The sequence below is a fragment of the Intrasporangium sp. genome (assembly GCF_030452765.1).
Taxonomy (GTDB): Bacteria; Actinomycetota; Actinomycetes; order Actinomycetales; family Dermatophilaceae; genus Intrasporangium_A.
Genome location: NZ_JAKDLO010000131.1, coordinates 1 through 13,458 on the forward strand (window position 1 = coordinate 1; position 13,458 = coordinate 13,458).

Below are 13,458 nucleotides of genomic sequence, written 5' to 3' on the forward strand. Positions count from 1 at the left end.
CTCTCGATCCGGAGTAGTGCACTCTCGATCCGGAGTAGTGCACTCTCGATCGGGAGTAGTGCACTCTCGATCCGGAGTAGTGCACTCTCGATCGGGGGAAGTGGGCTGACCCGCCGGCAGGAAGTCGCGCAGGAACCACGGCGCCACGCCGACCAGGATCAGGGCCGCGCCGGCGAGGTGGGCCAGGACTGGCACGTGCAGCCCGGAAAGGAGCGCGCCGATGAGGGCGGAGACGACGGTGCCGGCGCTGAACATGGCGTGGAAGTGCGGCATCACGGACCGTCCGAGGAGCCGCTCCACGGAGGCTCCCTCGAAGTTCATGCCCACGTCGAAGACGCCGACACCGAGCCCTGTGACGAACAGTGCCGCCATGAGCACCGGCCGGCTGCCGAACGCGGTGACAGCGACGCCGGCGAGCACGAGCCCGGTGGCCTGGACCAGACCCGCGCCGACGACGGTCCGCGCTGCCCCGAACCGGTTGGCGAACCAGCCGGACACCGGCAGGCCGAGGACCGATCCGGCCGACAGGGCCAGCAGGGTCACACCGAGCTCGCCCGGTGAGAGCCCGAGCGTGTGCTTGATGTCCGGGACGCGCGAGGCGAACGCGGCGAACGCGAGACCGGTGACCGCGAACGCAGCGAAGACCGCCGCACGAGCTGCGTGGACCCTCGGCGTCGGCAGCGCGTCGGTCATCAACATCCCCTTGCTCTTCTGGATGGTCGAATCGATTCGACCCGAATCGTTTCGATACCATCGTCCACACCCACACCGGCCGACGACGATGGATCGACATGGCCACGACAAGGGCCGCCTTCTCGGCACGCTGGTCCAGCAGGCCCTGAAAGGGTCACGTCCCCGCAGCCGCACTCATTCCGTGCACCTGCGCGAGGGCACGACGACCGCCCCGGCCGGCTGAGCGGCATACGACGGTCGCGACGCGGAGCGCGGCAGGAAGCAAGGGACACCCCGCGTACCTGGAAGAGCTCTCCTACCCTTGCTGCGTTCCCGCCCTGGGGGAGTTCGGAGAGGTACCACCACACGGGGTGCCGGGCGCCAGTGTATGCCCCTACTTGACCGAGCCGCTCATCAGCCCACCGACGAAGTACTTGCCGAGGATGATGTAGACCAGCAGCGTCGGCAGCGACGCGAGCAGGACGCCCGCCATGATCGACGGGTAGTCCGGGTTCTGGCCGCCCGCGAGCTCGTTGAGCGCATAGGTCACCGGGCCGTTGTTGCGGTTGGTCAGGAACAGCGCGAAGAGGAAGTCGTTCCACGCCGAGGTGAACTGCCAGATCATGGTGACGACGAAGGCCGGGACCGAGATCGGCAGGGCGATCGACCAGAAGGTGCGCGCCGTGCCGGCCCCGTCGACCTTGGCCGCCTCGAGGATCTCGTTCGGCACGGCCGTGGCGTAGTAGTTGCGGAAGATCAGCGCACAGATCGGGATCCCGTAGATGAGGTGCACGACGATCAGCTTCCAGATGCCGTCGAACCACGACATCCCCGGGGTCTGCTGGACCTGGATCAGCAGGCCCTGCAAGGGGATGAGGATCGCCTGGTAGGGGATGAACATCCCGAAGAGGAACAGTGTGAAGACCAGGGTTGCGCCCTTGAACTGCCACTTCGCGAAGACGAACCCGTTGAGCGAGCCGAGCATCGCGGACAGCGCGGCGACCGACACGGCGAGCACGACCGAGCGCCACAGCGGTGGCGCGAGCGTCGCCCAGGCAGCCTTCCAGCCACCCACGGACCACACCGACGGCAGGGACCAGGCCTGCCGGGCGTTGACCTCGCCGCTCGTCTTGAAGCTCGTCACGACCAGGACGTAGAGGGGGATGAGGATGAGGATGAGGAAGCCGAGCAGTGACGCGTAGCGGATGGTCCGCCCCATCACGGTCCCCTCGGTGCCGGGTGCCCTGCCCGTCGACTTGCGGGTCGGGACGGCCTCGGCGACGGGGACCGGCTCGGTCGTCGTGGCGGTCATCCGCGCACCTCCTTCTCGGTCTTGTTCGTGTAGTAGAGGTACGGGATGACGATGAGCGCGACGAGGACGAGCAGGATCGTCGCGTTGACCGCCGCGGCGGTCGCGTCGCCCTGCTGGAACAGCTGGGTCCACATCATCGTCGAGGGCACGGACGCCTTGTAGGAGTTCTGACCGGCGATGGCGTAGATGAGGTCGAACATCTTCATCGACATGTGCCCGACGATGATCAGGGCCGACAGGGCGATCGGGGACAGCTGCGGGAACAGCACGTGCCGGTAGATCTTCCACTCCGAGGCGCCGTCGATCCGCGCGGCCTCGCGCTGGTCGTCGCTGATGCCGCGGAAGCCGGCCAGGAAGAGCGCCATGACGTAGCCGGACAGCTGCCAGATCGCGGGGATCGCCATGGCAGCCATGGAGAAGCTGTTCGGCGACTGCCACCAGCTCGACTGGAACCGTTCGAGCCCCATCATCGCGAGGAGCTGGTTGAGGCCGGAGGCCTGGTCGCCCTTGCCCGGGGCGAGCAGCCAGCGCCAGACGACACCGGCCGCGATGAACGAGATCGCCATCGGCAGCAGGTAGATCGACCGGAAGACCCCCTCGGCGGTCACACCCTTCTCGAGCAGGATCGCCCACAGCAGCCCGAAGAACATCGTCCCGGCCACGAAGACCACGGTCAGGACGAGCAGGTTGAACAGGGCGTGCTGGTAGTCGTCGGATCCGAGCAGCTGCGAGTAGTTCGCGACACCGCCAGGGTGCAGCTCGCGTTTCGTCGCCCGGGTGACGACCCGGTCGAACGAGGTCGACACGTTCTGGAAGATGAACCAGTAGACGAAGACTCCGATGAGGATGATCGACGGGAGGACGAACAGGAAGCCGACGAGCTTGTCACGACTCTTGCGCATGAGCTCTCCTTCGCGGGTGGTGCCACCCGCCCGGGGAGGTATGCCGCTCACCGCAATGAGCGGCATACCTCCGATTCGGTTGGGGCTGAGTGAGACTCAGGCCTGGTTCTTCTTCGCGGCCGCCACCAGGTCGGTCACGAGCTGGGCCTCGTCCTTGGAGACGTAGAACTTGCTGATCGCGGTCGAGATGTCCGCGTTCCAGGCGAGGGACACGGCCGCACCGTGCGCGATGGACGAGACGATCGTGTCGTCCTTGAACGACTTCATCGCCGCCTGCTGGTAGGGCGGGAAGTCACTGGCCGGGATGTCCGTGCGTGCCGGGATCGAGCCCTTGGCCAGGTTGAACGCCTTCTGGCCCTCGGCCGATCCGACGAGCATGAGCCAGTCCTTCGCGCCGCCGGGGTTCTTCGCACCCTTGGGCAGCGTGAAGGAGTCCGCGAGGAAGTCGAAGACACCGTCGGTGCCCGGAGTCGGGAACCACGTCCAGTCCTGGTCCTGCTTCTTGCCCTTGTCGTTGAACTGGGCCACGGCCCAGTCACCCATGACGTTGTAGGCGGCCTTGCCGTTGATGACCAGGTCGGTCGCGACGGGCCAGTCGTCACCGTCGGAGGCGGTGTTGGCATAGCCCAGCAGCTTCTTGTAGTCCGCGACGGCCGTCTTGACGCCGTCGGAGTCCCACGCGGTCTTGCCGTCGAACAGGCCGGAGTAGCCGTCGGCACCGAGGTCGGCGATGAGGACGTTCTCGAAGAGCTGGACCTGGGTCCACGTGCCCGCGACGGACAGCGGGGTGTCGACACCGGACGCCTTGACCTTGTCCATGTCCGCCATCCAGGCCTTGAGGTCCTTGGGCACCTCGTTGATGCCGGCCTTCTTCAGGACCTCGACGTTGGCCCACACCACGTTGGCCCGGTGGATGTTCGACGGCACCGAGTAGATGTTGCCGTCGACGGTGAGCCGGTCGAGCAGGTCCTTCGGGAAGACCTTGTCGCCACCGAGCGCATTGATGACGTCGTTGACCGGCTCGATCTGACCCTTGTCGATGTAGTCGAGCAGCTCGGCCCCGGCGTGGCCCTGGAAGGAGTCCGGCGGCTGGTTGTTCTGCAGGTCGGACGCGAGCTTGGCCTTCGCGTTCGAGCCGGCACCGCCGGCGACGGCGAGGTTGACGAACTTGTTGTTCGGGTACTTCTCCCGGAATAGCTTGACCAGTGCGTCGAGACCCTGCTTCTCGGACCCGGCGGCCCACCACGTGAAGACGCCCACGTCGCCACCGGCGCCGCCGGCCTTGGTCTGGAGCGCCGTCGTCGGGGCGTTGGCGTCGCCGGCGCCACCGCTCTCGGTGGTGCCCCCGCACGCCGCGAGCGCTACCGCGACGAGACCGGCGATCGCTGCGGATGCAACGGTTCTGCTGCGCATTCATTTCTCCTTCATCGGTTCGTCGCCGTCACGCCTCGAGCGGATCGGCCGACGGGTGAGCCACCCGGGGTCCGGGCAACTGGTCTGTGGGGATGCCGCCAGCCGGCCGAAACGGCGGGCGGCGGACGCGGGCGGGAGCGAGGTCGGCGTCATACGCGGTGCCCTCCGGGCTCTGGTCGGATGGGGCTCACGGTGGCATGGACCTGGTGCGGGCGCCCGGACCCGCGCACGATCAGGCGGGTGGGCATGACGACTGTCGTCGGGGCGGACTCGTCGCCGAGAAGCCGGACGAAGAGCTGCTGGGCGGCCTTCTGCCCCATCGCGGCCGGGTCCTGGTGGATGACCGTGACGGGCGGGTCGATGAGGTCCGCCAGCTCGAAGTCGTCGTAGCCGACGATGGCGAGCGGCAGGTCCAGGCGGCGCATGGCGCGCAGCGTGTGCACGGTGACCCTGTTGTTGCCGGTGATGAGCGCGGTGACCGGCTCCTTTCCCGTCGACCAGGCCTCGAGGATCTCGCCGACCGAGGTGGCGGAGTGCGGCCCCATGCAGATGCGGGGGGCCCCGGGTAGGTGCAGGTCGTCGTGGACGGTGGCGAAGGCCTCGCGACGTTGCCGGGCGGTCCAGAACTGCCCATCGTCGCCGAGGAAGCCGACCCGGCGGTGCCCGTGTGCGACCAGGTGCTCCATCGCGCTGCGGATGCCGCCGTGGTTGTCGCTGAGGATCATGTCGGCCGCCCCGCGCACCGGGCGGTCGAGGTAGACGATCGGGGTGCCGCTCTCGGCCACCTCTGGGTCGAGGCTCGGGGTGGCCCCGGCCGGCACGACGACGAGCCCGTCGACGCGCCGCGCGATGAGCTCGGCGAGCACGGCCCGCTCGCGGCTCGGGGAGCCCTCGGCGGAGGCGGTGATGAGCTGGTGCCGGCGGATTCGTGCCTCGCGCTCGACCGCGGCGCCGACCTGGGAGTAGAAGGGGTTGGCCAGGTCCTCGACGACGAGACCGATCGTGTTGGTGCGCCCCGCCCGCAGTGGGCGGCTGGTGTCGGCCCGGCGGAAGCCGACTCGTTCGACGACGGCGATGACCCGGGCGGCCGTCTCGGGTCGCACGCCCGGCTCGCGGTTGACGACCCGGGAGACCGTCTTGACCGAGACGTTCGCCTCTGCAGCGACATCGGCCATGGTCGGCCGCGGCGCTGTCGCCCGGGTGGACAACCGTGTCATGGGCAGATTCGACCAGTACTTGTGCTCAGTGCGCAAGCGCATCGTGCCGATCGGCGCCGCAAACCTCAGGGATTGTCCGATGGCATGTCCGAATCGGACAGGATCGGCGTGTTCGTCCCTGTCCATTCGACTGATCCCTGCCTCGGCGCTGACGTGGTCCCCGCCGCCGGGGTGGCGGCCACGACTCCAGATCGTCGTCTTCCTTGTTGGAAATTGTCAATGCGTGTGAGGAATTGTTAGGGTTTGGTGACCCAACTCGTTCCGAGTCCTCGCTGCACCCCCTGTCCGACCGAGAGGAGACGCGTCGTGCTCGCCAGCCAGCGCCGCTCCCTCATCACCGAGTTCGTGGAGCGGGAGGGGGCGGTGCGCATCTCCGAGCTCGTCGACCGGCTGGGTGTCTCCGACATGACCATCCGCCGCGACATCGACCGGCTCTCGTGCGATGGTGTCGTCGAACGGGTCCACGGCGGGGCCGTCCACCCCGACGGGGCGCACCGGAGCGAGGAGCCCGGCTTCGCGGCGAAGTCCCTGCTCCAGCAGGCCCAGAAGCGCGCCATCGCCCGCGCCGCGGTCGACCTCGTCGAGCCGGGCAGCGCGATCGGGATCTCGGCCGGCACGACGACCGTCGAGCTGGCGCGCCGCCTCACGACGGTTCCCGGGCTCACCGTGGTGACGAACTCGCTGCCCGCGGCGCAGCTGCTCCACGAGACCGGTGGCGCGGGGCACACGCTGGTGCTCACCGGAGGCGTCCGCACCCCGTCCGACGCGCTCGTCGGGCCCATCGCCGTCGCGGCGCTCGAGTCCTTGCACGTCGACCTGCTCTTCATCGGCTCCCATGGGGTCGACGTCACGGCCGGCCTGACGACGCCGAACCTCGTCGAGGCCGACACGAACCGGGCCCTGATCCGGGCGGGGCATCGCGTCTGTGTCCTCGCGGACTCGACGAAATGGGGGGTGGTCAGCCTCAGCACGTTCGGCGGGCTCGCCGACGTCGATGTCCTCGTCACCGACTCCGGCCTCTCGCCGACGGCTCGCCGGGCCGCCCGGGAGCAGGTCGGTCAGCTCATCGTCGTCAAGCCCGAGAGAGGCACCGCATGAACCGATTCACCTCACGCCAGCTGGCCGACGGCCGCCAGATCACCTACGTGGACGGCCCGGACGCGCCCCCGCGGACAGCCGAGGACACGCGCCCGCTCGGCGACCGGCTGCCCTCCGGCGAGGTGCGCTGGGACGCGCTCGTGGGCGACTGGGTCGCCGTGGCCGGGCATCGGCAGGGACGCACCTTCCTGCCGCCGAAGGACGAGTGCCCGCTGTGCCCGACCGGCCGCGGGAGCGTCCCGTCCGAGGTGCCCGAGACCTCCTACGACGTGGCGGTCTTCGAGAACCGGTTCCCCTCGTATGCGCCGGTCTCGCTCGGCGACCGGTCGGTCGACCCGTCCGGGCTCTTCGAGACCAGGCCGGCGCTCGGGAGGTGCGAGGTGGTGTGCTTCACGAGCGATCACGAGTCGTCCTTCAAGGACCTGCCGGTCGAGCGGGTGCGCCGTGTCGTCGACACCTGGGCCGCCCGCACGACAGCGCTCGGGCAGCTGCCGGAGGTCGAGCAGGTCTTCTGCTTCGAGAACCGGGGCCGGGAGATCGGGGTCACCCTGCACCATCCGCACGGGCAGATCTACGCCTACCCGTACGTCCCGGCCCGGACGGCCCAGCTGCTCGACCGGGCACAGGAGCACCTGGCCAGGACCGGACGGCTGCTCGGGGCCGACCTGCTCGCCGCCGAGCAGGCCGACGGCACCCGGATCGTCCTGACCTCCGAGCACTGGACGGCCTATGTCCCCTTCGCGGCCCGCTGGCCGGTCGAGGTCCACCTGGTGCCGCACCGCGACGTCCCCGACCTGCCCGCCTTGGACGAGGCGGAGCGGGACGACCTCGCCGCGGTCTACCAGGAACTGCTGCGGCGGCTCGACCGCTACTACGTCGGGCCGCAGGACGAGCCGATCGCGTTGCCGTACATGGCGGCCTGGCACCAGGCCCCCGTCCGCGTCGGCCGGGACACCTCCCGGCTGCACCTGCAGCTGATGTCGGTCCTGCGGGCGCCGGGCAAGCTGAAGTACCTCGCCGGCTCGGAGTCGGGGGCCGGCGGCTGGGTCACCGACGTGCCGCCGGAGCGGCAGGCGGCCCGGCTGCGGGAGGTTGCCTCGTGAGCGAGCCGGAGTCGCACGCGAGCCGCGTCACCGACCTGTTCGTCGGCCTGACCGGCAGCGCTCCCGAGGGAGTGTGGTCGGCCCCGGGCCGGGTCAACCTCATCGGTGAGCACACCGACTACAACGACGGCCTGTGCCTGCCGATCGGGCTGCCGCAGCGCACGTGTGTCGCTGTCTCGCCTCGCGCGGACCGCACCCTGCGGGTCCGGTCGGCCCAGCAGGAGGAGGTCGTCGAGGTCGCCCTGCGCGAGGTCGCCCCGGGACGGCCGGCGGGGTGGGCGGCATACGTCGCCGGGGTGCTCTGGGCGCTGGAGCGGGACGGGCACGACGTGCCCGGCCTCGACGTCACGGTCGACTCGAGCGTGCCCGTCGGGGCGGGCCTGTCGAGCTCGGCTGCCCTCGAGTGCGCCGTCGCGGCCGCGGTCAGCGACCTCGCCGGCCTCGACCTGCTCGGGTCGGAGTCCGGTCGGGCCGAGCTCGCCCGCGCCTGCATCGACGCCGAGAACATCATCGCCCAGGCGCCGACCGGCGGGATGGACCAGTCGACGGCGATGCTCTGCCACGAGCGCACGGCACTGCTGCTCGACTGCCGGTCGTGGGAGACCCGCCAGGTCCCCTTCGACCTCGCGGCGCAGGGGTACGCCCTGCTCGTCACCGACACCCGCGCGTCCCATGCCCTCGTCGACGGACAGTACGGGTCCCGGCGCGACCAGTGCCGTGAGGCGGCGGCCGCGCTCGGGGTGACCAGCCTGCGCGAGCTCGAGCCGCGTGATCTCGACGCCACCCTCGACCGGCTCTCGAGTGACGTGCTGCGCCGCCGCGTCCGGCACGTCGTCACGGAGATCGAGCGGGTCCGGGGCGCGGTCGACGCGCTGCAGGCCGACGACCTCGCCGGGCTGGGCCGCCTCTTCGACGCGTCGCACAACTCGATGCGCGACGACTACGAGATCTCCTGCCTCGAGCTCGACGTCGCGACCGAGACCGCCCGGGCCTGCGGGGCACTCGGGGCCCGGATGACCGGGGGCGGCTTCGGCGGCTCGTCGATCGCCCTGGTGCCGCTGGCTGCGGCGGACGAGACGAGCGCCGCCGTCACCGATGCGTTCGCGGCTCGCGGCCTCGCGGCGCCGGTGTCGTTCGCGGTGACCGCCGGTGGCCCCGCCTGCCGCGACCACTGAAGACCACCGCCGCTGCTGCGCACCCACGCCGCGGGCCGAGGGCCGCCCGGCCTCCCGCGTCGCCTCCCCCGGCGAGCGCGGATTTCCGGGCAGTGTGCGACCTCCGGTACCCTGCCCGCGGAGGATTCGCATAGTGGCCTAGTGCGCACGATTGGAAATCGTGTTGGGATAAAACCCTCGGGGGTTCAAATCCCCCATCCTCCGCCCATGACGAAGGACCCCGGAGCCTGTGCCGGGGTCCTTGGTCGTCGACGGGGTGCCGTGCCGCGGCCCCCACCGCCTGAGACTCCTTTGCCAGGCCTCGAGTCGGCTGCAAGCATCGCCTCATGAGCCCCCTCCCGTCCTCCGCTCTGCACGGGCGCAACTTCCTCAAGGAGACCGACCTGACCCCCGACGAGCTGCGCAGCCTGATCGACCTGGCCGCCCAGCTCAAGGCGGCCAAGCGCGCAGGTCGCGAGGAGCGGCGGCTCACCGGCAAGAACATCGCCCTGCTGTTCGCGAAGACCTCGACCCGCACCCGGGCCGCCTTCGAGGTGGCCGCTGCCGACCAGGGCGCGAGCACGACCTACCTCGACCCGTCCGGCTCGCAGATGGGCCACAAGGAGTCGATCAAGGACACCGCCCGCGTCCTCGGCAGGTTCTACGACGGCATCGAGTACCGCGGCAGCGCTCAGGAGGACATCGAGACGCTCGGGGCCTGGGCCGGCGTTCCGGTCTGGAACGGCCTGAGCAACGAGTGGCACCCGACCCAGTCGCTGTGCGACGTCCTGACGATGCGCGAGCACAGCGGCAAGCCGGATCACGAGATCGGCTACGCCTTCGTCGGCGACGCGCGCTACAACATGGGCAACTCTTTGCTGATCGTCGGTGCGATGCTCGGCATGGACGTCCGCATCGCCGCCCCCCGCTCGCTGTGGCCCGCAGACGCGGTTGTCGCACAAGCGAGGGGGTATGCCGCCGAGCTGGGCTCCCGGATCACCCTCACCGAGGACGTGGGCGAGGGGGTCCGCGGGGCCGACTTCGTGCACACCGACGTGTGGGTCTCGATGGGCGAGCCGGCGCAGGTGTGGGCCGAGCGGATCCGCCTGCTCACGCCGTACCAGGTCAACGCGGACCTGCTCGCCCGGGCCGGCAACCCCGGTGTCAGGTTCATGCACTGCCTGCCCGCCTTCCACGACCTCGAGACGGCGGTGGGGCGGCAGGTCCACGAGCAGTTCGGCCTGAAGGAGCTCGAGGTGACCGACGCGGTCTTCGAGTCTCCGGCCTCGATCGTCTTCGACCAGGCCGAGAACCGGATGCACACGATCAAGGCCCTTCTCGTAGCAACGCTCGCGGGAGCCTGACGAAGCCCTGCTCGGCATCCCACTGAGGTGGCGGATGCGGGACTCGACGCGATGAGGAACGGCCGCCTACAAACCAGGTACATCACCTCGTTCGCCGAGTTGACACCCGCGGCCGCCGACGAGCTCGGTGGGCTGGTACGCCGCCTCGGCGTCGCACTCGAGGAGGTCACCGGCTGCGTGAAGACGTACCTCATGCAGTTCTCCGAGGCCGAGGGGTTCTCCCATCTGCACCTTCACCTGGTGCCGCGACTGCCAGACCAGCCCGAGGTCGCCCGGGGCCCGGGGGTTTTCACCTACCTGACCGACGCTAAGGCTCGGTGGCTTCCAGCGTCGGAACGCGACAGCATCGCCCGCTCCCTCCGCGCAGCCCTCGCGTAGCGAGCGCCGGAAAGCCGCGTCCATCGTGGGGCCGCCACGAGAAGGGCACGCAGCGCGGTCGGACGTGACCCGTCCCACGTGCGGATCCCGCTGCGAGCACGCTCCGCGTGCCTGTCCGGGTCATGACATCAGTGAGTGAACCGAGCCGATTGCCCCGACCTTTACCTCGATAGTGAGAAAGTAAAGGCATGCCGAAGGTGTCCACCAAGAACCAGATCACCATCCCGGTCGACGCGCTGCGCGCTGCCGGGCTGGAGCCCGGCGACGAGGTCACCGTTCGGTCAGTCGGCAGCGGCGAGATCGTGATCGCTGCCCGCGCGTCTCGGGTGCGCCGCCACGCCGGCATCGCGGAGGGGATCTACCGCCCCGGGGAGCTCGACGAGTTGCGGGACGAATGGGATCGCTGATCCTCGACGCCAGCGTCTTGATCGCGCTGCTCGACCGCGCCGACCGGCATCACGCCAGGGCAGTCGAGCAGGTGGAGGCTGCCGATCAGGGCGGCGACGATCTCGTCGCGCCGGTCAGCGCGTACAGCGAGGCGCTGGTCGCGTTCGCTCGAGAGTCTCGTGTCGATGATGCTCGGGAAGCGACTGCCGCCATGGGAATCCAGGTGGCCCCACTGGATGCCGGGACGGCCGAGCGGGCTGCGGCCCTTCGAGCACGTCATGATCGCCTCCGCCTGCCGGACGCGATGGTGCTCGCGACCTCCCAGCAGCTCGGCGGACGCATGTTGAGCTACGACCGACGACTTCAGCGCTACGCCGCCGACGAGACAGACGGGGACTGAGGAGACAGGCGTCCCCGTGTCACCCACTCGCCAGCGGAACGTCAGTCCGAATGAGGATCGACTTGTGGGACGGAGGTAGCCCCCCGAGCAGACCCCGCCCAGGTGCCCTGGCCGAGTCGTCAAACAACGAGGCGACCCATGTGTGCACAATGTGTGGTGTGGCTCGGTTGAACGTCCAGCTCCCAGGCGAGCTCGCGGCGGAAGCCAAGAAGGCGGGCCTGAATCTCTCGGCCGTGACTCAGGAGACCGTCCGGCGAAGCCTCGCCGCCCGCACGACCGACGCCAGCGTGGCTGGCCACGCTCACGGCGGACACCGCGGAGCCAGTGCCGCATCAACGTGCGCCGGAGGCGCGGCGTCAGCGGCCGACGTCGTGGCCCTAAAGACCGATCCCTCCCAATTCGACTTATCCACGCAATCCTCTTGTCTCCGTGCGTTTTTGAGACGACAGCGACTCGGATGCGGGGTTACGCATGCGTAGCCTCTACCGTGACCTACGGAAGCGTAGGTCACGGGTCCGGAGGTTCCCATGCGCGGTCACGAGCTCCCCGTCGTCATCCAGGGCGGGATGGGAGTCAACGTCTCTTCCTGGCAGCTGGCCCGGGCGGTTTCACAGCGCGGCCAGCTCGGCGTCGTCTCCGGGACGGCGCTGGACGCCGTGCTCGCCCGTGGACTGCAGGACGGCGATACGGGTGGTCACCTGCGACGCGCCCTCGCCGCGTTCCCCGACCAGGCCATGGCCGAGCGGATCCTCGAGCGCTACTTCATCGGCGGCGGGCGGGCGGCTGACACGCCATACCGACCCAACCCGACCCTCACCCTCACGCCGAGCCGCGGCGTGGTCGAGCTGTCGGTCCTCGGCAACTTCGTCCACGTCTGGCTCGCCAAGGAGGGGCACGACGGCCAGATCGGCATCAACTTCCTCGAGAAGATCCAGATGGCGACCCCGTCGGCCGCCCTCGGCGCGATCCTCGCCGGGGTCGACTACGTCCTCATGGGAGCGGGCATCCCGCGCGAGGTCCCCCGGCTGCTGACTGACCTCGCCGCGGGCCACCCCGGCACGCTCACCGTCAACGTGCACGACGCGACCCGCACCCACACCACGACTATCGACCCCGTCACGGTGCTCGGGGCGCACCTGCCCGTCCTGACCCGGCCGCGCTTCCTGGCGATCGTCTCGCTGCACAGCCTCGCCGGCTACCTCTACCGCGACGAGACGATCCGTCCCGACGGCTTCGTCGTCGAAGGACCGAGCGCCGGCGGCCACAGTGCACCGCCGCGCGGCACGATGACCCTAGACGAGGAGGGCCAGCCGGTCTACGGGGCCCGGGACGAGGCCAACCTCGCCGCGATCGCCAAGCTCGGCCTCCCGTTCTGGCTCGCCGGCGCGATGGGCACCCCGGAGCAGGTGGCCCAGGCGCGCGCGGCGGGCGCCGCTGGGGTCCAGTGCGGCACGCTCTTCGCCCTCTGTGAGGAGTCCGGCCTCACGACGGAGCTCCGCGGAGCGGCCCTCGCCGAGCTCGCCGCAGGCACTCTGACGGTGCGCAACGACCCGGCCGCCTCGCCGACGGGCTTCCCGTTCAAGGTGGCCTCCCTGCCCGGCACCCTTGCCGACGACGACGTGTATGCCGCTCGCCCCCGCCTCTGCGACCTGTCCTACCTGCGTGAGCCGTTCGAGCGAGCCAACGGCACGGTCGGCTACCGCTGCGCGGCCGAGCCGCTCGACGCGTACGTCCGCAAGGGCGGCACGATCGAGGAGACCGTCGGACGCAAGTGCCTGTGCAATGCACTCATGGCCGACGTCGGGCTCGGCCAGCACCGCAAGAGCGGCTACGACGAGGACACGGCAGTCACCCTCGGGCAGGACCTCGACGGAGCGCGGCGTCTGTTGGCCGCACGCCCCGACGGCTGGACCGCGACGGAGGCCGTCGACTGGCTCCTGTCCCGCACCCCGGCCTCCCTGACCCCCGTCGCCTCGCTTCCCGCCTGAAGCTCCTCCCCCCAGCCGATCGAGAGTGCACTCCTCCCGATCGAGAGTGCACTCCTCCCGATCGAGAGTG

The 13,458-nt window shown here is 69.9% G+C and carries 13 protein-coding genes, 1 tRNA gene and 1 other RNA gene; 9 read left to right on the forward strand and 6 right to left on the reverse strand.

Annotation, left to right across the window (positions count from 1 at the left end):
- From L0H79_RS15420 to L0H79_RS15445, 6 genes are all read right to left on the reverse strand, one after another.
- Positions 1-693: MFS transporter (locus L0H79_RS15420; RefSeq protein ID WP_301485521.1), on the reverse strand; the 693-nt coding region annotated here is incomplete at its 3' end.
- A gap of 259 nt (positions 694-952) precedes the next feature.
- An RNA gene (gene ffs / locus L0H79_RS15425) (signal recognition particle sRNA small type) lies at positions 953-1,051 on the reverse strand.
- A 15-nt stretch (positions 1,052-1,066) separates the two neighbouring features.
- Positions 1,067-1,984 (reverse strand): carbohydrate ABC transporter permease, encoded by a 918-nt coding sequence (locus tag L0H79_RS15430; protein WP_301485523.1) that lies wholly within the window; start codon positions 1,982-1,984, stop codon positions 1,067-1,069.
- Positions 1,981-2,886, reverse strand: coding sequence for a carbohydrate ABC transporter permease (locus L0H79_RS15435; protein WP_301485524.1), 906 nt, complete (start codon positions 2,884-2,886; stop codon positions 1,981-1,983). The genes L0H79_RS15430 and L0H79_RS15435 overlap by 4 nt, the downstream gene beginning before the upstream one ends.
- A 96-nt stretch (positions 2,887-2,982) precedes the next feature.
- The gene (locus tag L0H79_RS15440) at positions 2,983-4,299 is read right to left on the reverse strand and encodes an ABC transporter substrate-binding protein (protein ID WP_301485525.1); all 1,317 of its coding nucleotides are present in this window, start codon (positions 4,297-4,299) and stop codon (positions 2,983-2,985) included.
- 149 nt (positions 4,300-4,448) lie between these two features.
- A complete protein-coding gene (locus L0H79_RS15445) occupies positions 4,449-5,516 on the reverse strand; it encodes a LacI family DNA-binding transcriptional regulator (RefSeq protein WP_301485526.1) in 1,068 nt (355 codons plus the stop codon).
- Between the two features lie 306 nt (positions 5,517-5,822).
- Here L0H79_RS15445 and L0H79_RS15450 point away from each other — a divergent pair, with 306 nt between their 5' ends.
- The 9 genes from L0H79_RS15450 to L0H79_RS15490 all read left to right on the forward strand — a co-directional run bounded on the left by L0H79_RS15450 (position 5,823) and on the right by L0H79_RS15490 (position 13,388).
- Positions 5,823-6,614 (forward strand): DeoR/GlpR family DNA-binding transcription regulator, encoded by a 792-nt coding sequence (locus L0H79_RS15450; RefSeq protein WP_301485527.1) that lies wholly within the window; start codon positions 5,823-5,825, stop codon positions 6,612-6,614.
- Entirely contained in the window at positions 6,611-7,717 is a 1,107-nt protein-coding gene (galT, locus tag L0H79_RS15455; protein WP_301485528.1) for a galactose-1-phosphate uridylyltransferase, read from the forward strand. Before L0H79_RS15450 ends, galT begins: the two co-directional genes overlap by 4 nt.
- A complete protein-coding gene (galK, locus tag L0H79_RS15460) occupies positions 7,714-8,892 on the forward strand; it encodes a galactokinase (RefSeq protein ID WP_301485529.1) in 1,179 nt (392 codons plus the stop codon). The genes galT and galK overlap by 4 nt, the downstream gene beginning before the upstream one ends.
- 119 nt (positions 8,893-9,011) lie before the next feature.
- A tRNA-Ser gene (locus L0H79_RS15465) sits at positions 9,012-9,096 on the forward strand.
- Positions 9,097-9,218: 122 nt separating this feature from the next.
- Positions 9,219-10,235, forward strand: coding sequence for an ornithine carbamoyltransferase (gene argF, locus L0H79_RS15470; protein WP_301485530.1), 1,017 nt, complete (start codon positions 9,219-9,221; stop codon positions 10,233-10,235).
- 51 nt (positions 10,236-10,286) lie between these two features.
- The gene (locus L0H79_RS15475; RefSeq protein ID WP_301485531.1) at positions 10,287-10,613 is read left to right on the forward strand and encodes an HIT family protein; all 327 of its coding nucleotides are present in this window, start codon (positions 10,287-10,289) and stop codon (positions 10,611-10,613) included.
- A 188-nt stretch (positions 10,614-10,801) separates the two neighbouring features.
- Positions 10,802-11,020, forward strand: coding sequence for an AbrB/MazE/SpoVT family DNA-binding domain-containing protein (locus L0H79_RS15480; protein ID WP_301485532.1), 219 nt, complete (start codon positions 10,802-10,804; stop codon positions 11,018-11,020).
- Positions 11,008-11,400 (forward strand): PIN domain-containing protein, encoded by a 393-nt coding sequence (locus L0H79_RS15485; protein ID WP_301485533.1) that lies wholly within the window; start codon positions 11,008-11,010, stop codon positions 11,398-11,400. The genes L0H79_RS15480 and L0H79_RS15485 overlap by 13 nt, the downstream gene beginning before the upstream one ends.
- 527 nt (positions 11,401-11,927) lie before the next feature.
- Entirely contained in the window at positions 11,928-13,388 is a 1,461-nt protein-coding gene (locus L0H79_RS15490; protein ID WP_301485534.1) for a nitronate monooxygenase, read from the forward strand.
- Positions 13,389-13,458: the final 70 nt, after the last annotated feature.